The 23,913-nt window shown below is 67.8% G+C and carries 22 protein-coding genes; 15 read left to right on the forward strand and 7 right to left on the reverse strand.

Translation table 11 applies throughout. The annotated features are described in order from the left end of the window. Positions 1 to 16: 16 nt before the first annotated feature. Positions 17 to 943 carry an LLM class flavin-dependent oxidoreductase gene (locus tag QM841_RS05640; protein ID WP_283331221.1) on the reverse strand — a complete coding sequence of 309 codons (927 nt, stop codon included), beginning with the start codon at positions 941 to 943 and terminating at the stop codon, positions 17 to 19. Positions 944 to 986: 43 nt separating this feature from the next. Continuing rightward, the gene (locus QM841_RS05645) at positions 987 to 1,379 is read right to left on the reverse strand and encodes a DUF3592 domain-containing protein (RefSeq protein ID WP_283331222.1); all 393 of its coding nucleotides are present in this window, start codon (positions 1,377 to 1,379) and stop codon (positions 987 to 989) included. A gap of 288 nt (positions 1,380 to 1,667) precedes the next feature. On the opposite strand from QM841_RS05645, the gene QM841_RS05650 reads away from it, so the two are divergent. The 5 genes from QM841_RS05650 (at position 1,668) to QM841_RS05670 (ending at position 6,963) form a co-directional block, all read left to right on the forward strand. After that, positions 1,668 to 2,567 carry an LLM class flavin-dependent oxidoreductase gene (locus tag QM841_RS05650; protein WP_283331223.1) on the forward strand — a complete coding sequence of 300 codons (900 nt, stop codon included), beginning with the start codon at positions 1,668 to 1,670 and terminating at the stop codon, positions 2,565 to 2,567. A gap of 28 nt (positions 2,568 to 2,595) precedes the next feature. Then, positions 2,596 to 3,825, forward strand: a complete 1,230-nt coding sequence (locus tag QM841_RS05655; RefSeq protein WP_283331224.1) for an acyl-CoA dehydrogenase family protein — start codon at positions 2,596 to 2,598, stop codon at positions 3,823 to 3,825. 16 nt (positions 3,826 to 3,841) lie between these two features. Beyond that, positions 3,842 to 5,137, forward strand: a complete 1,296-nt coding sequence (locus QM841_RS05660; RefSeq protein ID WP_283331225.1) for an LLM class flavin-dependent oxidoreductase — start codon at positions 3,842 to 3,844, stop codon at positions 5,135 to 5,137. A gap of 27 nt (positions 5,138 to 5,164) precedes the next feature. Continuing rightward, positions 5,165 to 5,893 carry an IclR family transcriptional regulator gene (locus QM841_RS05665; protein WP_283331226.1) on the forward strand — a complete coding sequence of 243 codons (729 nt, stop codon included), beginning with the start codon at positions 5,165 to 5,167 and terminating at the stop codon, positions 5,891 to 5,893. A gap of 113 nt (positions 5,894 to 6,006) precedes the next feature. Beyond that, positions 6,007 to 6,963 carry a TauD/TfdA dioxygenase family protein gene (locus QM841_RS05670; RefSeq protein ID WP_283331227.1) on the forward strand — a complete coding sequence of 319 codons (957 nt, stop codon included), beginning with the start codon at positions 6,007 to 6,009 and terminating at the stop codon, positions 6,961 to 6,963. Positions 6,964 to 7,014: 51 nt separating this feature from the next. On the opposite strand, the gene QM841_RS05675 is transcribed toward QM841_RS05670, so the two are convergent. Continuing rightward, positions 7,015 to 7,842, reverse strand: a complete 828-nt coding sequence (locus QM841_RS05675; RefSeq protein WP_349307386.1) for an alpha/beta fold hydrolase — start codon at positions 7,840 to 7,842, stop codon at positions 7,015 to 7,017. A 245-nt stretch (positions 7,843 to 8,087) separates the two neighbouring features. Between QM841_RS05675 and QM841_RS05680 the strand changes: the two genes are divergently transcribed. After that, on the forward strand, positions 8,088 to 8,678 hold the full coding sequence (locus QM841_RS05680; protein ID WP_283331229.1) for a C40 family peptidase: 591 nt from the start codon (positions 8,088 to 8,090) through the stop codon (positions 8,676 to 8,678). Positions 8,679 to 8,749: 71 nt separating this feature from the next. Here the strand turns inward: QM841_RS05680 and QM841_RS05685 are convergent, their stop codons facing one another. After that, positions 8,750 to 10,339, reverse strand: coding sequence for a GMC family oxidoreductase (locus QM841_RS05685; RefSeq protein ID WP_283331230.1), 1,590 nt, complete (start codon positions 10,337 to 10,339; stop codon positions 8,750 to 8,752). Between the two features lie 48 nt (positions 10,340 to 10,387). After that, positions 10,388 to 12,133, reverse strand: a complete 1,746-nt coding sequence (locus tag QM841_RS05690) for an aldehyde dehydrogenase family protein (RefSeq protein WP_283331231.1) — start codon at positions 12,131 to 12,133, stop codon at positions 10,388 to 10,390. Between the two features lie 198 nt (positions 12,134 to 12,331). On the opposite strand from QM841_RS05690, the gene QM841_RS05695 reads away from it, so the two are divergent. The 3 genes from QM841_RS05695 to QM841_RS05705 all read left to right on the forward strand — a co-directional run bounded on the left by QM841_RS05695 (position 12,332) and on the right by QM841_RS05705 (position 16,873). Next, positions 12,332 to 13,513: a PucR family transcriptional regulator gene (locus tag QM841_RS05695; protein ID WP_283331232.1), complete on the forward strand. Its 1,182-nt coding sequence runs from the start codon at positions 12,332 to 12,334 to the stop codon at positions 13,511 to 13,513. Positions 13,514 to 13,628: 115 nt separating this feature from the next. Continuing rightward, complete coding sequence (locus tag QM841_RS05700; protein ID WP_283331233.1) at positions 13,629 to 15,572, forward strand: acyl-CoA thioesterase/bile acid-CoA:amino acid N-acyltransferase family protein; 1,944 nt, start codon at positions 13,629 to 13,631, stop codon at positions 15,570 to 15,572. Next, complete coding sequence (locus QM841_RS05705; RefSeq protein WP_283331234.1) at positions 15,572 to 16,873, forward strand: type I glutamate--ammonia ligase; 1,302 nt, start codon at positions 15,572 to 15,574, stop codon at positions 16,871 to 16,873. The genes QM841_RS05700 and QM841_RS05705 overlap by 1 nt, the downstream gene beginning before the upstream one ends. Here QM841_RS05705 and QM841_RS05710 read toward each other — a convergent pair whose 3' ends face one another. Next, positions 16,874 to 18,094 carry a fatty acid desaturase family protein gene (locus QM841_RS05710; RefSeq protein ID WP_065491920.1) on the reverse strand — a complete coding sequence of 407 codons (1,221 nt, stop codon included), beginning with the start codon at positions 18,092 to 18,094 and terminating at the stop codon, positions 16,874 to 16,876. Positions 18,095 to 18,267: 173 nt separating this feature from the next. On the opposite strand from QM841_RS05710, the gene QM841_RS05715 reads away from it, so the two are divergent. From QM841_RS05715 to QM841_RS05740, 6 genes are all read left to right on the forward strand, one after another. Then, a complete protein-coding gene (locus QM841_RS05715; RefSeq protein WP_349307387.1) occupies positions 18,268 to 18,693 on the forward strand; it encodes a hypothetical protein in 426 nt (141 codons plus the stop codon). Next, a complete protein-coding gene (locus tag QM841_RS05720) occupies positions 18,690 to 21,041 on the forward strand; it encodes a WXG100 family type VII secretion target (RefSeq protein WP_349307388.1) in 2,352 nt (783 codons plus the stop codon). The genes QM841_RS05715 and QM841_RS05720 overlap by 4 nt, the downstream gene beginning before the upstream one ends. Before the next feature lie 17 nt (positions 21,042 to 21,058). After that, entirely contained in the window at positions 21,059 to 21,781 is a 723-nt protein-coding gene (locus tag QM841_RS05725; RefSeq protein ID WP_283331237.1) for a hypothetical protein, read from the forward strand. Between the two features lie 99 nt (positions 21,782 to 21,880). Further along, complete coding sequence (locus tag QM841_RS05730; protein ID WP_283331238.1) at positions 21,881 to 22,360, forward strand: MaoC/PaaZ C-terminal domain-containing protein; 480 nt, start codon at positions 21,881 to 21,883, stop codon at positions 22,358 to 22,360. A gap of 95 nt (positions 22,361 to 22,455) precedes the next feature. Further along, positions 22,456 to 22,779: a hypothetical protein gene (locus QM841_RS05735; RefSeq protein ID WP_005252542.1), complete on the forward strand. Its 324-nt coding sequence runs from the start codon at positions 22,456 to 22,458 to the stop codon at positions 22,777 to 22,779. A 167-nt stretch (positions 22,780 to 22,946) separates the two neighbouring features. Continuing rightward, positions 22,947 to 23,279, forward strand: a complete 333-nt coding sequence (locus QM841_RS05740; protein ID WP_283331239.1) for a hypothetical protein — start codon at positions 22,947 to 22,949, stop codon at positions 23,277 to 23,279. A 54-nt stretch (positions 23,280 to 23,333) separates the two neighbouring features. On the opposite strand, the gene QM841_RS05745 is transcribed toward QM841_RS05740, so the two are convergent. Next, a complete protein-coding gene (locus tag QM841_RS05745; RefSeq protein ID WP_283331240.1) occupies positions 23,334 to 23,696 on the reverse strand; it encodes a VOC family protein in 363 nt (120 codons plus the stop codon). Positions 23,697 to 23,913: the final 217 nt, after the last annotated feature.

Raw genomic sequence — 23,913 nt, forward strand, 5'->3', positions numbered from 1 at the left:
TTGATCGGAAGGACCGTTAGTTCTGCGCGCCCGGATAGACCGGACGGCGGTGGGCCGGCGCCGGCGCCGGATCGGGCAGCCGCAGCGTCGCCCGGAGTGACCGCTGCCGGTACCCGCGGGGCCGAGCCGGCCTCGTCCACGCGGCGAACCCGGCGTCGAGGTCGGTGACGGTCGCGATGTGACCGTCCACGTCGGTGGCGCCTGGATCGTCGACGACGAACAGCAAGGCGCGCTCGCGCACAGCCTGCCCGTGACGGTCGACCTGGCTGCCGTCCAGCACGACGATGTCGGAAACCTCGGCGGCGGAGACGATGTCGTCGCCGTCCTGCGCCCACCACGCGACGGGAATCTTCTGCTGCGGCGGGGTGGGCACGTTGAGGGGGCCGGCGATGTCGAAGACCCCGCGGTGGTCGGCGTAGACGATCCGGTCGGAATCGGCGAAACGCACGTCGTGCGGGCGTCCACGGATCGTGTCGGCCGGCCAGCTCTCCCACAGTGTGCGGGAGGCGTGGATCGCATCGGTCGTGGCTGCGGGACTCGGTCCGGCATCGATCCAGACCCCCGCAGAAGCCAGGTTTCCCGGCGCCGATCGGTCTTCCACACCGGTGAGCCAGCCGACCCGGCCGCGGCTGGTGTGATCGAGCGATGCGAGCCGGCGAGCCAGGTTGTACGGGTGGTCGAGGTGGGGAACCGCGGTGACGAATACACCGACATCGTCGGTGGCGGCGATCAGTGCTGCGGCGGACACGCTGGGCGACAGGGCGGCGGTGGGCCGGGGAGCGGTCCGCGACACCCGCTCGACGCCGAGCAGGACGAAGTCCGCGCCCGTGCGGGTGATGAATGCGGCGAGTTCGTCGATCCGGCCGCGGCGAATGGCGTCGACGAGCAGGCGCTCACCGAGTGCGAGTCCGTGGAAGGTCCTGCTGCGCTGGATCACACTCATCGGAGGTCTCCCGTTGTCGGTTTGAGGGTCTGCTGACGTGATGTCAAGGGGTATCTCCTGAGAAGAGGGTGGATGTCGCGAGGGTGAGGGATGTCAGTCCCAGGATCACCAGCAACATCGATACGGACGCACTGCGCCGGAGGACGCTGGACCGCGGATCCCGCGGGTCGTACCACAGCCAGAGAGACTGTCCGGCAACGAATTCGCCCCTACCTGCATCGGACAGCGAGGCGCCGAGCGTCGATCCGGGATCGAATGTCCGCCGCTGACCGACGAACTCGTCGCTTCCGACCCGATACGAGTAGGTGATCGACGGTCGTACATCGACGACCGAGCACTCGGACCCGGTCCACGACCGGGATCTCCACAGCGCGAGGACGCCCGGAACCCCACGGAACAGGAGGAACGCACCCGCGATGATCCAGACGGTGATCACACGGGCGACGGTACGGCCCGCCTCGGTGTGTCGTACAGCCTTCGCCGCAGCGTGAGCGGAACACGGAACCTGCGCGTCTCGTTCGATTCCCGCTCCGGACATCCACGACTTCGGCAACGCGGCCAACTCTGTGCCCTGGTTCTACGACACGTGACGGAACGCAAGTGACTGATGTTGGGGGACAGAACTTTTCATATCGACACACGTCCAGAATCAGACTGAGCGCAACGCTCGTCCCGTGAGCGATGCTCTGGGAAGGTAACGACTATCGCGGAAAGGGGAACCGTCATGAGCCGACATTCCGTCGTCGGACTGCACGTCGACGCCGCAGTCGTCACCGAACTGCTCGACCCGAGGCAGCCGGCGCGGCGAGAAGAGTTCGGGCGCGGCATCGACGAGTCGGGAATCGACTTCGTCGTTCTCGGCGGTGACCGCCTGGACGCGGGGCAGCCGAGTCACGCGACGATCGATGCGACCGTGGCCGCCACCGTCCTGGCACGTCACACGACGTCGGTCGGACTGGTGGTGGCCGGTGCTCCCGTCCGCGATCACCCGTTCAATCTCGCGCGCCGCCTCGGCTCGCTCGACCACGGATCCCACGGCAGGGCCGGGTGGCTGATCGGCTCGGGCCCGGTGGACGCCGCGGTCGATGCCGTGTCGGTGGTCCGGAAGTTGTGGGAGAGCTGGCCGGGCGACAGCATCGTCGACGACGCCGAGCGCGGCGTCTTCGCGGAATCCGAGCGGATCGTCTATATCGATCATGCGGGCACGTTCTCCGTGTCGGGCCCCCTCAACGTCCCCGAGCCACCGCAACGCAAGCCGCCCGTCTTCTGGCGCCCCGCGAACGAGGCCGAACTGGTGGCGGCGCGGCGCACGGCCGACGCCGTGATCCTCGCGGACGAGGATGCGGTGCGCCGCTATCGGGCGCACTTCGACCCCGATGCCGCCCGTGACCAGGTGGTACTGACCGACCGGCACTGGGCGCCCGGCGGCGTTTCCCCTCTGGCGACGGAGGCCGACGGTGTCGTCTTCCGAGGGGCCACCACGGCAACCCTGCCCGCCCTGCTCGGCGCGGTACGGCGGGAACCGATCCTCCGGGACCCGCGGCGCACCCTGCGTGACCGCCTGGGCTTGCAGGCGGCGGAGACCGTACTGTCCGGCGGCCGCAGCGCGTTCCCGGTCAGCTGAGCATTCCACCGAAGACAGGAGATTCACCATGACAGCGGTATCCGAGACCCCCGCGCCGGAGGCGGTGCGTCCGCCGGCCCGCGGCTCCGCCGAACTGGCGGCCGTGATCGCCGTGATCGCCGAGGACGCCGCGCGGCGGCGCGCCCGTGGCGGGACCGAGGGCCCGCAACGGGCCGTCGAGTTGATCCGCGAACACCGGCTCGGGGCCGTGCGGGTGCCGCGGGAACACGGCGGCGGTGGCTACACCTTGCAGGATCTCTTCGATCTGGTGATCGACCTCGCCGAGGCCGATCCCGATGTGCCACACATCGTCAGGGTCCACTACGCGTTCGTCGAGGAAGTGCTGCGTGCCCCACGCACGGAGCGCAAGGACGCATGGTTGCCGGAGATCCTGTCGGGCACACTGTTCGGTGGCGCATCCTCGGAACTGAGCACCCGCGCCGTCGGCTCCTACAGCTTCGAAACCACTCTGACACCGGATCCCGGCGGATACCGCCTGAACGGGGTCAAGTTCTACAGCACCGGTTCGCTGTACTCCGATTTCATCCGGGTCTCCGCCAACCTCCCGGACGGCAAGGCGCTCAGCGCCATCGTTCCCGCCGACCGGGCGGGCATCGTCCACAAGGACGACTGGGACGGAATCGGCCAGCGCCACACCGGCAGCGGGACGACGGTGTTCGAGAACGTTGCCATCGAGGAGTCCGAGACGCTGCCGTTCCGCGGTGGCGACGAGGAGACCCGGCCGCGGCAGGCGCTTCCCCAGTTGTACCTGCACGCGATCGCGGCGGGCATCCTCCGCACCGTCACGGCCGAGTCCGCCGAGCTGATCCGCGGCCGCAAGCGCAGCTTCGTGTTCGCAGTGGCCGAGGAACCACGGCACGACCCGCAGTTGCTCGAGATCGTCGGAACCCTCTCTGCGGCCGCCTTCGCGGCGGAGTCCGTGGTCCGGGCGGCCGCCGCAGCACAGGATGTGGCCGCGGACGTCGCGCGCACCTCCGGCGTCGACGCCCGACTCGAGCAGGAGGCCGCGGTACTGGCCGCCAAGGTGAAGGTCGCCATCGAGGACATCGCGCTCCGAGCGGCCACCCGACTGTTCGAGGTCGGCGGCGCCTCGGCCACCCGGGAGTCGGCGCACCTGGACAGGCACTGGCGCAACCTGCGAACCCTGTTCTCCCACAACCCGACGGTGTACAAGGCGCGGGTGATCGGCGACCTCGTGGTCAACGAGACCCCGCTTCCGGACACCGGATTCTTCTGATTCGGAAGGCACTGCCGTGAGTAGATCCCGACGCCAACTGGTGCTCAACGTGAACGTGCTCGACGTGGGAATCGCCCCCGGAGCGTGGACGCTCGACGACGTGCACGCGCACTCGTTCGTCGACCTCGATCACTTCACCAGGATCGCGCAGATCGCCGAGCGTGGCACCCTCGACGCGTTCTTCCTCGCCGACGGTCCCGGCTTCTGGGAGAACCCCCGGGTGAAGCCGACCCGGGCGCTGGAACCGTCGGTGATCCTGGCGGCCGTGGCGACGGCCACCGAGAACCTGGGCCTGATCGGGACCGCCTCCACCACGTTCAACGACCCGCGCGATCTCGCCGAACGCTTCCTCTCCCTCGACTACCTGAGCGGCGGCCGGGTGGCGTGGAACGTGGTCACCACGTATTCGCCGACGGCCGCGGCCAATTTCGGATTCGACCAGATTCCGGACCGCGACTACCGCTATCGCCGCTCCGAGGCGTTCGTCGGCGTGGTGACCGCGCTGTGGGAGAGCGCCCGGAGCGGTGTCCCGGTGTCGCATCACAGCGAATTCTTCGACGTCGACGGCGTGCTGCGGGTGCCGTCGTCGGAGCAGGGACAGCCGCCCCTCATCCAGGCAGGCGGGTCACCCGCCGGCCGTGCCCTCGCCGGACGCACCGCGCACGGCGTCTTCTCCGCGGAGCTGACGCTCGACGCCGGGCGCAGGCACTACAAGCACGTCAAGGACGTGGCGCGGGCGGGCGGCCGCAATCCCGACGACGTGAAGATCCTGCCCGGGCTGATCACGGTCATCGGCTCGACCGAAGCGGAGGCCGTCGCTCGACACGAACAACTCCGCACCCACGTCCCCGCGAAGTTCGGCTGGGACCGGCTGAGTCTGACCCTCGGAGTCCCGCTCGCGGAACTCGACCTCGACCAGCCGATCCCGGCATCGCTGCTGGACGGGCCGCCCGACCCGGCGACGTTCGCGGGTTCCCTCGGGTTCCGCGAATCAGTGGTCGGGCTGGCGCGTGAGCGGAATCTGACCGTGGCCCAGCTCCTTCGCGAGTTGGACGGCGGTGGCGGGCACCGCGCCGTGATCGGCACACCGGGACAGGTGGCCGACACCATCGAGGCGTGGTTCCGCGCCGAGGCGGCCGACGGATTCAACCTGATGCCCGACGCGTTGCCGTCCGGACTCGACACCTTCGTCGACGAAGTGGTGCCCCTGCTCCGCAAGCGGGGGCTCTTCCGCCACGAATACGCGGAGAAGACCCTGCGTGAGCGTTTCGCTGTGCCGCTTCCCGAGTACGGCGCCGCACGGTCGGCCTGAGTTCGTTCAGACGGTAAGGAGGGCCTCGTGACGTCACCGCGGTCGGGCTCGCAGGCGGTGGAACGGGCAATCGCGGTACTCGCCTGCTTCGAGGGCGCCACCGACCTGACCGTCAGCGCGCTCGCCGCCCGCACCGGGTTGGCCGTCAGCACCGCGTATCGCATCGTGCAGGCCCTCGTCCGCGGCGGACTACTCGAGCGTGACGAGCGGACCGACTGCTATCGGGTGGGGCCGAGCCTGATCTCCCTCGCCGTCCCATCGCTGGGGCGTCTCGACGCCGAATCGTTCGCCCCGCATCTGTATTCGCTCGCCGCGCATGTGAAGCTGACGACCAGCCTCGGGGTCGCGAGGGACGACGTCGCGGTCACCGTCTTCTCGGCACGCCCACCCGAACGGTTCTGCACGCATCAGCTGCCCGGGGCACGCCAACCGCTGCAGAGCAGCGTGATGGGGATGGCGATCCTGGCGTTCGGCACGGCGTCCGCACGGCGAAGCAGTTCGGTGACGGCGTCCTCCGACCTCGAACGGGTCCGGAGGCTGGGGTACGCCGCGGCTTTCTCCTCCGAGAACCGGGACGTGCTCGCCGTCGCGGTTCCCGTTCTCGACCCCGAGGGACGGCCCCGCGGCGCGTTGGGGGTCCAGGCACTGCGCCGGCGACTCACCGACGAACTGGTGCGGGAGATCGTGCCGCCGATGCGCGGCGTCGCGGCGCGGATCGGCGCAGGGGCCGGAACTGCATTTCCCGCGTTCCGGTAGGGAAAAACTCAGGGTGAACCTTTTTCGCATTGTGAAAATACCGTTGTAGCACCGTGGTTCGGGATTCGATGATGATCGCGACGTATCGATTCAGCCCGAAACCAGGAGTACTCATGACACTCACCACCGCCGCGCCCGCCGACTCGGATCGGACCGCCGACGCCGCACTCGAGGTCCGTCCCGTCGCCGGGCACATCGGCGCCGAGATCTCCGGAATCGACCTCCGGAAAGAACTGGCCGACAACGAGGTAGCGCAGGTCCGCGACGCCCTGCACCGCTACAAGGTCCTGTTCTTCCGCGACCAGGAGATCGGGCATGCCGAACAGATCGCGTTCTCGCGGAAGTTCGGTGACGTGACGCCGTCGCACCCGTACGACGACGAAGCCCCCGAGGGTTTCCCGCAGATCCTCGCTGTCGACAGCCGCAAGTACGAGAAGCGCTTCGGGCGCAAGAAGTACAGCTACGACAACAAGTGGCACACGGATGTCACCGCTTTGATCAACCCGCCTGCCGGCACGATCCTGCGCGCCCACATCGTCCCGGAGCAGGGCGGCGACACCCAGTGGACGAACCTCGTCGCCGCATACGAGGGTCTGCCGGACTCGCTGAAGGGCCTCGTCGACGGTCTCCGCGCTGAGCACCGGTTCGGCGGACGGCACCCGCAGTGGGCCGAGGACAGCAGCTACGCCCAGAAGACGCGGGAGAACCCGCTCGTCACCGAACACCCGGTGGTCCGAGTGCACCCGGTGACGGGGGAGCGGGCACTGTTCGTCACCCCCGGTTTCACCAGCCGGATCGTCGGGGTCTCGCCGTCGCAGAGCGACCGCCTGCTGGACCTGCTGTTCGCCGAGGTGACGAATCCCGCCTACACGGTGCGGTTCCGCTGGGCGCCGGGCAGCCTCGCGTTCTGGGACAACCGTGCCACCGCCCACCTCGCGCCCACCGACCTCGACCACCTCGACGTCACCCGCGTCCTGTACCGCACCACCCTCGAGGGCGACGTTCCCGTCGGCCCCGACGGCAAGGAGTCCACGTCCCTCGCCGGTGCGGCGTTCCGCGGCGAGAAGTAGGCGGCTCCGCCGCCCGTGCGTGGTTAACGAGTCTCTGCACTCGTCAACCACTCACGGGCTGCGGAGTGCCCGGCGGAGGGTATCGGCGAACGTGGTGGGGTCGTGAATCAGCCAGCCGTGGCCGCCCGTCACGGTGAGGACGGGCGGATTGCGGAGTGCCTTCCGCATCGACTCGAAGCTGGCGAGCGGAATCGTCCGGTCCCCGCGACCCCAGACGAGGGACACCGGTAGGCCCCGGTCGGCGAGGACACCGAGTTCGTGGCGCAGGTCCGCCCGTCTGGCCAGGTGTGCCGTGCGCCAGACCGCACCGGGATCTCGCAGCGTGTTGGGCAGGAAGCCGTTGACGAGTGACGCGGCCGTGTGGGTGATGGTCCGGATCGACAGCGCCTCACCCAGGGCCGACGCGCCCCAGTCCCACAGCGGCCTGTCGCCGATGGGCCGTATTCCCCAGCCGTCGGACGACCAGGCGCCACCGCCGACGGAGTTGACGAGCACCAGGCGTTCGACCCGCTCCGGAAGGTCGTGGGCAGCCTGAATGGCGACGCCCCCGCCGAAGGAGTGGCCGACCAGTGTGATCGGTTCGCTGATTCCCGCCTCGTCCAGGAACCGTCCCAGCCAGGCCGCGTAACCGGCGAAGGTCCGCGCCTCGGGCGGATGGTCGGGAGTTCCGCCGAAGCCGGGGAGCGTCGGAGTGAGGACGCGGTGCCCGTGCTGGGCGAGCATCGACAGGCTGCGGCCGTACACCCGCGGGGTGAGCCCCCATCCGTGCAGGAAGACGACGGGCGAGCCGCGCCCCACGACGGTGAGGGTCGCGGCGTCCGCAACTGCGGGTTCCCCGAAGATCTCGGGTTCTGAGTTCTGGATCAGTGACACGCCCAACAGCGTGGACGACGCGCATGCCTTCGGTAACGGGCCGAATTGCCTGAAGGCATACCTGTTTCTGGGGTTTCATGACGGACCGGTCGGTTCGAGATCTGATCGTTATATACCTGGATTGCGAAAACAGGTATGTGTATGGGCCATTCGGCCGTTGTCCGCTGAGTCCGTGACCGGGATGTTATCTAACGTCTCGTCCGAGCGGCACTGATGTCGCCGGAACCTCATGAATTGAAGGACTCAGCTCAATGGCCAAGCATAGATTGCGTCGGGGCAATCGTCTGCAGTTTTCGACCGGCAGTCTTCTGATTGCCGCCGGTGTGGGAGTGGGAGCTTTTCTGCTTCCCGTTGCTCCCGCTGCAGCGGAGCCGATCACGATCCCAGGGATTGGGACGTTCGAGGTACCAGGCGTGCCGCCAGTGCCTCCGGCTCCGGCTCCGGCTCCGAACCCAGGGCCCCTCCCGGGACCCCTGCCGGCCCCGCCGGCGTTGCCGTCCACCCACGGCGCGCAGGCTCTCGCGGCCGCCGAATCGAAGATCGGATCGCCGTACGTCTGGGGCGCAACCGGGCCGAACGCCTTCGATTGCTCGGGTCTGGTGCAGTGGGCGTACAAGCAGGCAGGCATCTCGGTACCCCGCACCACCTACGACCAGGTGAACGGTGGCTCGCCCGTCGACAAGGGCAGCCTGCAGCCGGGTGATCTCGTCCTGTTCAACGGGGCGAACCACGTCGGGCTCTACGCCGGGAACGGCACGGTCGTCCACGCGCCCACGTCCGGGCAGCCGGTGAAGCAGGCGCCCCTCGATTCGATGCCGTTCTACGCGGCGCGCCGGTACTGAGGCGGCTCCGCCGCCCGTGCGCCTTTCTGGTTGCCAGCGCTACCAAAAAGGCGCACGGGGCGCGAAGCGCCCTACGAGTTCCGGATCAGATCCGACGCCCGCTCACCGATGAGGACGGAGGGTGCGTGGGTGTGCCCGCGGATGATGGCGGGCATGATCGACGCGTCGGCGACGCGCAGTTTGTCGACCCCTCGCACCCGCAGGTCGGGCGTGACGACGCTGGCGTCGTCGTTGCCCATGCGGCACGTCCCGACCGGGTGGTAGAGGGTGTGGGCATTCTCCTGCAGTGCCCGCGCGAGAATCTCGTCGAGTGGCGTGCTCGGCGTGACCGCCGGGCGAATCATGTTGCCGAGCCTCGACTTCAGCGCCGGAGCCGATGCGAGGGCGTCGCACAGGCGTAGTCCTTCGAGCATCGCCCGCCGGTCGACTCCGTCGCTGTCGCTGAGGTAGCGGGGATCGATGATCGGCTTGGCGAGGGGATCGGCCGACCGAAGCGAGATCTCGCCTCGACTCTCGGGTTTCACGAGGATGGCGCCGATCACCGCGGCGTGACCGGTCGCCGGGATGAGGCCCTCGTCGAAGAACGGCGCCGGCCCGAAGATCATCTCGAGGTCGGGCAGTGCCAAATCGTCCCGACTGCGCGTGAATCCGTACGCCTCGCCCACATTCGACGTGAGCATGCCGCGGCGACGGGTCAGGTAGTTGAGCAACTCGGGGATCTTCTCGGCGGTGAACAGCGAGTCCGAGTCGACGCTGTAGCCGAGGAACGACACCAGATGGTCGAGCAGATTCTTCCCGACCTCCGGCAGGTGCTGCTGCACCGCGATTCCGTGCTCGCGCAACTGTGCCTCGTCGCCGATGCCCGACAGCATGAGGAGTTGCGGGGAGTTGATCGCCCCGCCGGCGAGGATCACTTCCTTCGCGGCGCGGATGGTGCGTCGCACCCCGTCCTTCTCGTACTCGACGCCGACGGCGGCGGTGCCCTCGAACAGCACCCGGGTGGCCTGGGCACCGGTGAGGACGGTCAGATTCTTCCGTTTCAGCGCCGGCCGGAGGTAGGCGTCGGCGGTGCTCCACCGGGCGCCCCGCTTCTGCGTGACCATGGTCTGTGAGAAACCCTCGGGCCGAGTGGTGTTCGCCCGTTCGACGGGGTAGCCGGTCTCCTCGGCGGCCGCGAGGAACGACCCGGTGAGGGCGCGGGGGCTCCGCTGGTGCGAGACGACGATCGGTCCGCCGGTTCCGCTGTCGGCGTCCGACGCGTCCTGCACGTTCTCGATGCGGCGGAAGTACTTGACCACTTCCTTGAACGACCAGGAGTCGTCGCTGAGTTCGGCCCACTCGTCGTAGTCGGCGGCGAACCCGCGCACCCACATCATCGCGTTCATCGACGACGAGCCGCCGAGCATCTTGCCGCGCGGCCAGTAGATCGTCCGCCCGCCGAGCCCGGGTTGCGGCTCGGTCAGGTAGTCCCAATCCAACTCACTGCGAAACAGTTTCGAGAATGCGGCGGGGATGTGCGCGAACTTGTCCTTGTCCTCACCGCCGGCCTCGAGGACCACGACCTCGCTGCCGGAGTCGGCGCTGAGCCGGTCGGCCAGCACGGCACCTGCCGAACCCGACCCCACGATCACGTAGTCGGCCACAGACAGTTCCTGATTCATCGTTCATCTCCACTTCGACGGGGGTGAGGGATCGAGGACACGCAGCCCTCATCCACGCAGCGCGGACGCGAAGATCGCCGGCAGCCGGGTCCATGAGGGTGCACCGGCAAATCCTGTCAGCAATCGGCCCGTCGTGGCGGCGGTTCGGTTGGTGACGAACCACGGGGGCTTGGGCGAGATGGACATCTCACGGTTCAGGATCGACCGCGGCGACGGGCGGAACGGGCCCCGGACGACGGTGCGCTCCGGCCGGTCGATGAGGAGGGCGTTGTGCACCACGCCGATGCCGCTCTGGACGTCGTCGAGGGTGTGGCCGGGGAAGGCTCCCCAGGTCGCGGTGGCGGTGAGGTAGCCGACGCCGGTCCACGCGTTCACGGCGATGGTCCCGTAGCGGAGGCTCTCGAGCAGTGAGTCGAACTCCGGGCCCAGCTCGCGGATGGTCTGCGGCGCGGCGACGATGTTGACCCCGAGGGTGCCGATGAAGTCCTCGTTCACGAGGTCGGCGGCGTGTGCCGCGAACTCGGCGCCGCCGTGGGGTAGGTCGATCACGCCGAGCACCGGAGCGAAGTACTCGGTCTGCAGGAGTGGGGCGTAGGCGCCGGGCTCGAGATCGGTGACCAGGACGCGTCCGCCGTTCTCGCCCAGGCGTGCGGCGGTGGGGAACGACGCGGTGGCCCCGGCGACCCGGGAGTCGCTGCCGGGGTAGTACGCGGCGCGGTCCGGTGCCGTGTCGAGGGCCTCTTTCAGGGCGGCCACGAACTCGTCGCGCTGCTTCCACTCGGACGACACGACCACGGCCTGCGCCGCGACGCAGTTGTAGCCGCCGTTGTGGAGCCGTTGCGTCGCAACGTGTTCGGCCTGGAACTTGATGTCGGCGCGGCTCCACTCACCGGGCAGCACGATGGTGGGGGACACACCGCCGAGTTCGCTGGAGATGGCCTTGGCGAGGATGGGGTCGTTCGCAGCCTTGCGCCGCGCACCCTCCTCGCCGGTGCCGAACACGATCGCGTCGTGGGTGAGTGCGCTGCCCGTCATGTGCACGTGGTCGACGAGGTCGTGGTGCACCAGATACGTCCCGACCTCCGCGCCGCCGGTCAGCAACCGGACCGCGCCGATCGAGATGAGCGGCTCCAGGACCCGCGTCAGTACGGGCAGCAGCCGGTCGGTGATGGGGTTGAGCTTGAGTGCGACGACGCGATTGTGCGCGATCAGTTCGTACAGGGTGTCGAGCGGGGCGATCGAGGTGATGTTGCCGGCGCCCAGAACCACGCCGATGCCCTGAGTCCGCGACGGGTCGCGCTGGGCGAGGCCGGCGTCGCGCTGTGCCGTCGCACGATCGATTCCCGGTTGCAGCCACACGTCCGCGCTGAATCCGCTGAGCAGCAGCTTGTCGAAGATGTTCAGGGGCAGCGCCTTGACAGTGGTGCGGCCGCCGGGGGCGGTGCCGAACGTGGCGCCGTCCAGCGGGCTGGCCCCGGATTCGAGTTTCGCCAGGCTCGCGGACAGCGCCGCGGTGCCGGTGGCCAGCGGGTACGGTCCGGACATCCATTCCTCGCCGACCAGCGGCGACTTCGGGTCCAGCCCCTTGATCGCGACCGCGGCGTCCACCCAGTCGGCGGCGTGCTGCACGGTGAGGTCGTGCACCTTGTCGAGGAGTTCCCTGCGATCGGCGAGGGAGAGGTCGGCCCAGGTCTTCTCGCCCTCGGCGAGGTCGGCGAGGGCGGCGTCGACCTCCGGATGTGGGGAGGCCGCGCCGGGGGTGGTGGAGGTGGCCTCGGGTTCTGAAGTGCTCACTGTGGACAGCTCCGCTCGAGTCGAGTACATGAAGGACCGCGCCGCAGAAACGAAAAACTACTGTGGCGTAGAACACTGATTCTCGTCCCAGTTCCGGGCATCGCGCCATAGGCAGCGGCTGTCAATGTGAACATGCGGGCTATGCCGTCGCACAAAAAGGGTATGGCGCGGACCACGCCCGGTGGATAGTCTTGCCGGATGACTGTCAGCTCGGATGTCGCGCCGTCGCCCACCGATCTTCTCGGATCGATGCTGGAGTCCGTGGACCAGCTGTCCGAGCAACTCGTCTCGCGCATCCTGTCGGCCGAGCACGGCTACGTGGAGGCGACCCTCCTCACTCCCGAGCAGTTGTACGCGGCGTGCGTCGACAATCTGACGGCGATGCTGGGCAACCTCGCGGGCAGTGCGCCGATCCGGCTCGAGGCGGCGCGCGCGGCGGGACAGTTGAAGGCCGAACAGGGTGTGCCCCTCGCGGCGCTACTCCACGCGTTCCGGCTCGGCGGCCGCCTGATCTGGGACGAACTGATGGACCGCTCGGAGGGCCGCGCCACCAACGCCCTGCTCGACATGGCCGCCCAGGTGTGGGCGCTCGTCGACGTCTATTCGGACAGCGCCGCGGAGGCATATCGGGAGACCGCCGACCTGCGCGCCCGCGAGGACGCCGAGTCGCGGGGCCGGCTGATCAGAACCCTGTTCGGTGACCACGCCGCCAACCCGGCCGGTGCCGCCGACGCGCTCCGCACGTTCCGGATCCCGGAGAACAGCACGTTCCTCGTCGTGTCCGTGGAAGCGGCGGCGTCCCCGTCCGCCGCGGACGTCGTGCAGTCGGACCTTCGCGGTGTGGGTGTCGACTCGGTGTGGGACACGGAGGTCGACGGCCGGATCGGACTGCTGTGGGCCGCCACCGCCGACGTACTCGATTCCGCGTTGGACCTCCTCGGCCGCAGTGGTCACGGCCGGATCGGGGTCAGCTCGGTGTTCGGACGTCCCGGCGGGACGAGCCGGGCCGTGGAGCAGGCACGGATCGCGCGTCGCTGCGCCGGACACGGCGGATGCACCCTCACCCGTTACGAGTCGGTGCCGGTGTCGCTGCTGCTGGTCAGCGTTCCCGACGCCGGCAAGCTGGCGTCGAACCAGATCCTCGGACCGGTGCTGGCCCTGCCCACCGAGGAACAGGAGAGCCTGCTCGCCACCCTCGACGCCTGGTTCTCCTGTCGCGGATCCACCACCGCGGCGGCCACCCAACTGCACTACCACCGCAACACCGTCCTGTACCGGCTGCGCAGAATCCACACCCTGACGGGACGCGACTTCTCCGACCCCATCGACGCCGCCGAACTGTACGTCGGTCTGCGGGCGCACCAGCTGCTCGGTGCGTGACCTGAGCGGCACCCGCTCGGCTCGGTGAATCCGGCCCCCGCGCCCGCCCGAGGGCCGACAATGTGTGTGGGTCGGCCGTCGTCCGCTCGGGTATGCCGAGCAGTGGGGCAGTGCAATGGGATTCATCATCGGATTCGCACCGTGGATCGTCTACTGGATCCTGGTGGGCAACACGGGATTCGTCGCTGCCGTCGCAATCGCGTTTGGTATCGCGGCGATTGGCCAGGTGGTGCAACGGTTGCGGGGCCAGCCGTGGCGGACCCTCGAGGTCGGCACCGTCGCCGTTTTCGCGTTGCTGCTGATCGCGGCGCTCACTTTGGACGACGCCGTCCTCGAACGCTGGCTTCAGCCGGTCAGCAACTTCGGGTTGTTCGCGATCGCGGCGGTGGGTGTCCTGATCGGGCGGCCGTTCGTGCGCGAGTACGCGGTGGCAACCGTGGACGCCCGGACGGCGGCGAGCGGCGGCTTCCGGTACATCACCACGGCCATGACGTGGATGTGGGTGGCCGCGTTCGGACTGATGACCGTGTTCTCGCTGATCCCACCGATCGTCGACGGCGACGCCACCATGCGCGACGCCGGCGACACCCTGTCCGTCGTCTGCTACTGGGTGCTGCCGTTCACCCTCATGGGCGTCGCGGGCCTGGTGTCCGCGGTATTTCCCGGATGGTTCGAGAAGCGGTCGCAGCTTCTGGAGACGCAATCTTCGGCGGAGCCGGCGGTCGCCGAGCAGCCCGCGCCGGCCGCGGACGTGTCGGCAGGGTTACTCGAACTCGACGTTCCGGCGTGGTCGCGTCACGACGAGGCGTTCTCGCTGATCGTCCGCGGCGCCCGGCCCGGATCGTCGGTGACCGTCCGCACCACCGGGACCGACGTATTCGGTGGGCGGTGGCGGTCCGAGGCCACGTTCACCGTCCCGGCAGACGGAACAGTCGACGTCGCCGGACAGGTTCCGGACCACGGTGATTGGGACGTGGCGGACGCCGACGCACCGCTGTGGGCCATGCGTTTCGTGTCCGAAGACCGGGTTCCCGACCTCTTCGTGCCGCCGCCCGACACCTGGCTGGTCACCGTCGAGGCGAGCACCCCGGACGGAACGTCGCGGCGGACGGTGACGCGTCATGTGAGCGCCCCCGGAGTGTCCGTCCGTTCTCTCGATGTCGGCGGCCGGCCCGCCCTGCTCGCGCTGCCCGCCGGCGACGCTCCGAGCGGCGGGTGGCCGGGCGTCGCCTGCTTCGGCGGCTCGGAGGGCGGCGTCGACTCCCAACGTTCCACCATCGGGATGCTGGCCGCCAACGGGTATGCCGCACTGGCCTATTCGTGGGTGGACGAATCGAACACCGACGCGACGCTGGTGAACATTCCGCTCGAGCGGTTCACAGCCGCGGTCGAGGCTCTCGGTGCGCAGCCGTCGGTGGACGCGAACCGCCTGACCGCGATGGCCATTTCGCGCGGCGCGGAGGGCCTGTTGGCCTCCGCCTGCGTCGGCGAACTCCCCGTCGCCGGGCTGATCCTGATCAGCCCGAGTTCGGTGTCGTGGCAGGCGATCGGCCCCGACGGCGAGATCGCCGGCACCCCGTCGTGGACGTGGAACGGCCGGCACGTGCCGTGGGCGCCGCTGCCGGGCGGGGTGCTGATGCCCCAGCTGATCCGCAACGCATGGCGGGCCCATCACGACCTCACCGCGCACCGGCCGAGCCTGCTGCGCCTGGGGGCCGCCTACCGGGCCGGGCTCGCGGCCGCACCGGCGGAGGCGACGCTGCGGTCCGAACAGGCGACCGCGTCGGTGCTGTGCCTGACCGGTGCCGACGACCAGCTGTGGCCGTCGGACGAGATGGCCACGGCACTTCTCGGGCGCCGATCCGACGCGCGCGACGAACACCGGACGTTCGACGGCGCCGGCCACCTCCTCCGGCTCGGAATGTTCCCCGCCGACGCGCAGTGGACCGGCGGCATCGCGTTCGGCGGCGGGGGCGCAGGTCAGGGCCAGGCGCAGCGCGAATCGGTGCACAGTGTGCTCGGCTTCCTCGCGCGGACCACCGCGGTGGCGAGGGCCTGATGCGCGGCGCAGAGGGCGGCTTCGGCCACACGGACCGCATCGTCGGCTCGATCGTCGACATGGCCGGGGTGTCCCGGGCGAAAGTTTTTCCGATCTCGAGGCTGGAATCCTTCGTCGACTCCGGTGCAGGCGCGTCGCCGAGTTGGACTGTGTTCTGCGTCGACGACCACCTCGCGTTCACCCCGTCCTTCTCCGTCGTGGGCGACCTCCGTCTGCGTATCGACGGCGATGACATGCGGGATCTGGGCAACGGCACGTACTGGGCGCCGGCGTGCCTGACCGAGCAGGACGGGACGCCGTCGCCCGCCTGCACCCGGGGCGCGCTGCGGCGGGTGACGGCGCGGCTGGCGGAGTCCGGGCTGACCGCACGGATCGGCCACGAGATCGAGTTCACCCTCTTCGACGCGGCGACCGCCGAAGAATGGTCCGCCTACGGCCTCAATGCCGTTCTCGCGCAGGAAGAATTCTTCAAGCACCTGCTCGCGGCGGCGTCGACGGCCGCGCTGCCGATCGAGCAGGTCCACGCCGAGGCGGGGCTCGACCAGTTCGAGGTGTCGCTCGCCCCCGCGGATCCCGTCGAGGCGGCCGACAATGCGGTGCTGGCCCGCACCCTGATCAGCCGGGTCGCGCGCGCCCAGGGGCTGCGGGCGTCGTTCTCACCCATGCCCGTCGCGGGAGGGGCGGGAAACGGCGCCCACCAGCACGTGTCGATCTTCGAGGGTGATCTGCCGATCCTGTCGGGAGGCCCGGGCCCGCACGGGCTGACTCCCGCCGGTGGCGCGGCCATCGCCGGGATTTTGCGGGCGCTACCCGAGTTCACGGCCGTTCTCGCCGGGTCGGCGCTGTCGCATCTGCGGTTGCGCCCGGGCATGTGGTCGGGGGTGTTCCGCTGCTGGGGCCTGGAGAACCGCGAGGCCGCCGTCCGGCTCTGCGCGGACACCGCCGGGAACCCGCACGGCGCGAACCTCGAGATCAAACCCGTCGACCCGTCCGCGAACCCGTATCTGAGCAACGCCGCCATTCTCGGCGCCGCCCACGACGGCATCGCCGGTGCGCTTCCCCTCCCGGACGAGGTGGCGGTCGACCCGGCGGAACTGACCGGCGCCCATGCCGTCGATCTCCTCCCGACCCTGCCGTCCGACGTGCTCGGAACGTTCGAGTCGTCGGCGCTCGCGCGGGATCTGTTCGGGCCGCTGATCGTGGAAGCGCTCGCGGCGGTCAAGGGGTACGAGCTCGCCGAATACCGGGAGAAACCGGTCGACGAGGTCGCGCAACGCTTCCGGTACGCGTGGACGTCGTAGTCAGTTTCGGATCATCGCCAGCGCGGTGCGCAGTCCGCGCCGCTTCCCGGTCGCAGGGTCGACCCCGAACACTTCCTTCATCCCGCCCCGGATGCGGAATCGCAGTTCCGACGCCGTCTCCGGTGCGTCGTCCGCGGATGCCGACAGGAAGCGGTTGGGCAGGGCGAGCTTGAAGATGGTGCGGAGGGTGAGTCCGTACTGGTGGGGGAGCGAACCCGTCGTGTAGGGGAGGTCGTACTTGTCGCACAGTTCCCGCATCTTCACACCGATCTCGGCGTAACGGTTGCTGGGCAGGTCGGGGAACGCGTGGTGCTCGATCTGGTAGCAGAGGTTGCCACTCATGAACGCCAGCACCGGGCCGGCGTTGAAGTTGGCGGAGCCCAGCATCTGCCGCAGGTACCACTCGGCCTTGGTCTCCTTCTCGAACTCCTCCTTGGTGAACTTCTCCGCGCCGTCCGGGAAATGACCACAGAAGATCACGCCGTAGGCCCACAGGTTGCGGATCACGTTGGCCGTGATGTTCGCCGTCAGCGTGCTCTTCCATGCCGGGCCGGTGAGCGCCGGGAACACCACATAGTCCTTGCCGACCTGCCGCGCAATCTTGCGTCCCACCTCCTTCGCGTTGCGGAGGGTTTCCGCGCGGTCGTAGTCGCCGCGCCGGATGCTCTCCACGTCCAGGTGGTGCAGCGCGACACCCCACTCGAACAGCAACGCCAGCAGCACGTTGTAGAACGGCTGCGCCAGGTACACCGGCGACCACTTCTGGTCCCGGGTCATGCGCAGGATCCCGTAACCGACGTCGCTGTCGAGACCCACGATGTTGGTGAACTTGTGATGGACGTAGTTGTGAGAGTGCTTCCACCCCGACGACGGGCAGGTGTTGTCCCACTCCCAGTTCGACGAGTGGATCTCGGGATCGTTCATCCAATCCCACTGGCCGTGAATGACATTGTGGCCGAGTTCCATGTTCTCGATGATCTTCGCCGCACCCATCAAGGCGGTACCCAGAATCCACGCAGGTCTCTTCCGGCTACCGAACAGGACGATCCTGCCCGCGATCGCCAGCGACCGCTGCAGTTTGATCGTCCGGTCGATGTACCGCGCGTCGCGGGCGCCGCGGGACTCCTCGATGTCTGCCCGGATCGCATCGAGTTCCGCGCCCAGCGCCTCCACATCCGCATCGGTGAGGTGGCTGTACTCCTTGATATCGGTGATGGCCATCTGGTCTCGATACCCGGTTCAGCCGATTCTCAATCTGCGAATCCGCCCAACCGTTCCACAACCGTGTTGTGGTCGCACGTCCGTGTGACGGCGTCCGCTATTCTCTCCACGGTCGCCGAGCGTGTCGGTGACCCGGATCCGGGGGTGGATCTCGATACGGATATCAGGGGGAGATGTCGATGTCAGAGGGCGATATGACGTGGCCGGAAAGTGTCATTGCGTCGCTGGACGGGACCGGGGCGACGCAGCCTCCGCTGGCCGCCGTCCCCGGGCTGGCGCCGGTGCTCGGTGGACCGGATGTCGAGGTCGTCAAGGTCGACCCCGACATGCTGCGTGCGATGTCGACCGCGCTGGCCGTCATCGCGCGTGAGATCGAGGCGCTGGGCGGCCGGCGGAGCTTCGAGCACGCGGTCCGGGCCGTCGAGGGATCCGACACCGCGGCGGCATGCCAGGACGCCGGCGACATCCTCGCGTCCGCGCTCGGAGTCGCGGCCGGTCGCATCGACGAGATGGCGTTCATCGCGGGTGACGGGGCCGAGAACTACGAGGTCATCGACGCGTCGTTCGCGTCGCAGCTGTCGGCGATGGGGGAGCTGTGATTCCGCGTAGGTCGCAACTGCATGTGTGGAACCCGCGAGACCTGACACTGGCGGGCGAGGAGATCGGGCGGACCGCCGAGGACACGCGGGGCCGGGCGGACGACGTCCAGCGTGTTGTCGCGGATCTGGGCCGGCACGACGACTGGCGCGGTCCGACGCAGGGGGCCGCCGAGCAGCGGGCGAACAGTGAGCGCACGGAAATCCGCAGGCTTGCAGATGATCTGGAGGATCTGTCGAACGCGCTTGTGGGCGGGGCTGATCGCCTCGGCCATGCGCGGGACTACGTCGCCACCGTGATCGACAAGGCGGCAACCGACGGATTCACCGTCTCCGACGACTGGCAGATCGTCAGCCCGCCGACGACGATGAGCGAGGCCGAAGCCGCCGAGCATGCCGAGCTGTTCGAGTACTGGCGCAGCCAACTCGGTGGAGCGCTCACGGAACTCGACAATGCCGACCGAGGCATGGCGACGGCGATCCGGGACGCGCTCGGGGCCGTGGCGGCGAGCGCCCCGGCGTCCGCAGGCCTGTCGGGGCACGAGGGCACCGCGCTGGGCGAGCAGGTCGCGCGGGGTGGGTCCGACATTCCACAGGATGTCCGTGACCGTGTTGCCCGGGAGATCGCGGCCGCAGGGCTCACTCCCGAACAAGTGCAGACGCTGGCCGACGGCGGCAAGGTCACCGATCTTCCACAGGGAACGATCGACTTCCTGCAACAGTTCTATACGGCGGCCGGCAAGGACGGGTTCCTCGCCCTGTCCGAGCAGTACAGCGAGAACGGACGCACCGAGGCCGCGAGCGCTCTGTCCAACGGCCTGGCCGTGGTGTCGAACTACAACGTCGGCAGTGCCAGCGGCGACGTCGGCGGTCAGAGCCACATTCCGGAAAGCCTTCGTGGGCTGTTCGAGGGCCCGGTGACGTCGACCGGCAACCTGATGAAGGGCGCGCACGACGCGCCGCAACCGTCGGTGGTCGTCAACAACGGCGACGACCTGGCACGCTTCACCAAAGCCTTCGGCCTCGCGGACCCGGCCGTGCAGCAGGGCAGTGAGCTGAGCGAGAGCCTCTTCTCCCGTGCCGGCGAGATCGCCTCGGCCACCAACGACAAGAGTCTCCTGATCGGGGACTCGTTCGACCACAACGCGCTGGACCGCGACAGCGTCGACACCCTCCTGCAAGACATGGTCGGCGTCGGTGGCCGCGACCATGCCGCCGTCCACAACATCCTGTCCGGTGAAGGCATGCCGGCCGACTACAACCGCGACGACGTCATCATGCCCCTGCTCCAACGTGATTGGCCCGACGGCGGCGAACAGAAGGTCGCCGGGATGTTCGACTGGATCGCCGTCGACGCCCGGCCCTCCGACCCATCCGATCCCGGCGAAATATTCCGGTCCACACAAGCCGGCGAATCGGCATTCGGCCTCGCACAAATCCTCGCCGCGAAAGACGCCGACCTACTCGACATCCCGGGGACGAACGGGCAGGCAATCGGTGAGGTGAACCCCGAAATCACGCAGGCGTTGGGCACAACGCTCGCACCCTACATCGGCAATATGGTCGGGGTGCCCGAGTCCTTCACCGGAACCAATGCGTTCACCGGCCAAACAGGCCATGAATACCTCCGGCTGGAGGATGCACCGAGAATATTCTCGGTGATCGATTCCAATGCCGAAGGCGCCTCGCATTTCAATGCGCAAGCCTTGGGGTTGTCAGCTCAGTTGGAGCAGGCTTGGGCTGTCGACGGCCAGACACCCCAGGACCCCCACTATCAGTACGGGACGTGGGCGGGCAATCTTCAGGGCGTAGTGGACAAGGGGCTCGACCTCGAGTTCGCCGACCGGCTCGGCGACGAAACATCCCAGAACGCTGCTGGTTTCGAAAGTAAGGGCGTTGCCTACGACACCATCAGAACAGTGATCGGCAAGGGCGTCGAGTTCATTCCTGTAGCGGGCCCTCTGATTTCAAGTGGTATCGATCTCGCCGACCCGTCGTTCAAGAGCGCGGTCTTGGGATCCATACCGGACAGCACGCTGCAGGCGAATGCGGATTTCGCCGACAACGCGTTGTTGACCAATCAGTACTACCAGATTGCATTGGGCCTTCAGGCTGCAAATGGGGGAGTATTGGATTCATATTCAGGGCTCGACCTATTTCGAGACGGTACTGACGGACCGCTGCTGCCATACGATCAAATTGCGGACGATAACCCGTACCAGAGGCTCCCTCTCCTGCAGTCGGGCTTGGCCGGATACTTGACGGACTCGGGAGTGACGGGGCTGGGCCATTTTATTGATGCCTTGAACGCCGGCCGTGACCAAGTGAAAGACATGAGGTACGGGCAGTGAGGCGGCCGGTCTTCCCTATGATCGCGGCGATGTTGGTCATGTCGGCCTGCGGGACCGATGCAGCGAGCGAAGCACCGGAGCCGCCGGTGGTCGCGTCAGCGCTGTACTCCGTGCCCGACAATGCCGCTTATAACTATCGCTGGTCGGCAGATCCGGGTATCGATTTGTTGACTCCCGAAGTGACGGTGATCAGGGCGTACGTCGAGTCCTACTACCTCACAGTCCGGGCGCTCACACCGGCCGCGGGATACCCGGGTTTCTCTGAATCCGTGGACGAGCGTCTCCTGACCGACTACGGCAACCCCGATCAGCTGAAGAAGAGCCACTTTGTGGGAACGCAGTTTCAGCATCTGCTGTGGATGGCGCCGACCGAGCGCGGATGGTTTGCAACCGTGTGCACGGGCGATTATTCGGTAATGCGCGAAGGCCCAGACGGACGGTTCTTCAACGTCGGATCGACGAATATTGTTGCGGAAACCGTGGAGATCGAGGCGCCCGACGCGAGAGCTTTCAGTCAGTCGTCGGAGGGCCCCGAACGCGCTCCGGTCGCCGATGTCTTCGGGGGCTGGAAGGTGGTCGACCACGTATACAGTGCACGAAACCAAACGGCGTTCCTCGAATGTCGAAACCGGATGCCGGACGAGGCGTCGAATCGGCCGGCGAAGTGGGACCTCCCCCACGACACCCCCTACCCGACGCTTGCTCCGTATCCGGGCTGGCCGCGTTACGACGAGAACTGACGGCCACCGCCACCGTCGGCGGAAGGGCACTGTCGCCGCTGCCGTCGTCCGGTCATATCCTCGACGTCAGCCTTCCGTGTTCGGTGGAGGCGTGGGCGAATGATCGGACGGTTGGTAGTGGACAGCAAATGTGACGTCGTGTACGCAGACGACCTCCGGGTGGGCGAGAAGTTCGAGCTGGGCTCGTACACGGTGACGGAGGAGGAACTGGTCGAGTTCGCGGGGCAGTGGGATCCGCAGTCGTTCCATATCGACCGCGAGTCTGCAGATGGCGGCTATTTCGGTGGGCTCATCGCGAGTGGTGTGCACACGATCGCGGTGTGCCAGCGACTGTCCGCGACCACTGTTTATGCAGGCTGGAGCGTTATTGCGGGGGTGCGGATGCGCGACGTCAACTTTCTCCGTCCGGTGAAGCCGGGTGATGTGCTCACCGGAAAGCTGGTCGTGGAGGAGGTGACGCCTGACGATCGCGGACGGGCCTTGGTGACCGTCGCGGCGGAGATTCTCAACGGATCCGGCAAGCAGGTCTTGACCTCGGTGACCGAGATGTACATGCGCTGCCGACCGGAAACCGACTGATCGTCGAAATTCTTGGACGAAACGCTACCTTCGAGGATTGTTTTCCGGGTTTCTGGGTACCGCCCCGAAAGGCCAGGTAACCAACGGAGGCAGTCATGAGAATGGGCAGGAGAGTGGCCGCGGTGGCAGTGTTCGCGGCTTCGATCGGATTGGGAGCATCCGGTGTCGCCTGGGGCGGCAGTCTCGACTCGGCGGTGCCGGTGCGTCGGCCGGACGTCATTCAACCGATGCCACCCGGCTTCCCGCAGAACGGTCCGATCGGATGCGACGACTGGGCGGAACCCTACGAGAACAATGTGCCGCAGTGGGGCACCGATCCGTACAACCAGTTCGACAACTGGTGCGACGGTCCCGAGGACGGCCTTTCCGCGCAGCAGCCGCCGGTCAATGACCAGCAGGGCCGGACGGTCAATCCCTGATTCGACGGTGAATGTTCGCACGAGGCATTGTGCCGTCGTGTAGCGCGGTCGTGAACTGAAACCGACCGTCCGTCAAATTTCATTCACGAAATTCGCCCTCCGAGGATTGTTTACGTTGTCTTTGGGTACAGCCCTTAGGCAGCGTTATTCACCTATGGGAGGCAACGATGAAGGTCGGCTTGAGATTGGCTGCGGTCGCTGTGTTCGCGGCCTCGATCGGTTTGGGAACATCCGGTGTCGCCTGGGGTGACGCGCTCGACTCGGCGGTCGTACCGGTGCGCGCACCGGACACGGTTGCACCACTGCCTCCCGGTGTTCCGCCGACCGGCCCGGCCGGCTGCGACGACTGGGCGGAACCGTACGAGAACAACGTCCCGGCGTGGGGCACAGACCCGTACAACCAGTACGACAATTGGTGCGACGGACCCGAGGACGGTCTGCCGCAACCGGCCACCTACAGCGGCGACGAGGGCGGAGGCGACTCGCCGAACGAGCCCTGACCGACCGATCCGAATCAGCGCGCCCCGGGAGTCTCCGTTCCGGGGCGCGCTGATTCAGTTGCCGGAGGGCGGTTCGTGCAGTCCGAACGCGGAACCCTGATCGTCGTGGCACAGCTTGAACCGCCCGAATTTCGCCACCGACTCGGGGTCTTCGCCCAGGTCCACGGCATCGACGGTGCCGCCCAGCGCCAGCACCTGCTCGACCGCGGAATCGAGGTCGGGCACCCGGAAGAAGACGTACGGGCCGGCGCCCTCGTCGCTGCCGTGGATCCCGCCCGGGACGTTCGGTGTGTTGATCGAGTATCCCGATCCGCCGGGCCCGGATTCGAATTCCCAGCCGAACAACGCCGAGTAGAACTTTCGGCCCTGCTCGGTGTTGGCCACACCCAATTCGAAGAATGACAGTTCGCCCGACATGAGCACTCCTCCGTCGACAGTGTCCCCGTGAGGCTACGCCGAGATGCCGTCACGCATAAGGCTCGCGCGTAGACCGACCGCGCCGCAGGAGTATTGATCGCCGCTGCTGCGGGTGGCGCCCTCGGGTTCTTATACGGCGTCACTGCACCGCCGTCGGTAACGATCCGCTGCCTGCGGCCAAAGTTACGCAGGGTGCGCCTGCTGTGATAGATACTGC

Source organism: Rhodococcus sp. IEGM 1307, from assembly GCF_030056915.1.
In the GTDB taxonomy this organism is placed as follows: Bacteria; Actinomycetota; Actinomycetes; order Mycobacteriales; family Mycobacteriaceae; genus Rhodococcus_F; species Rhodococcus_F opacus_D.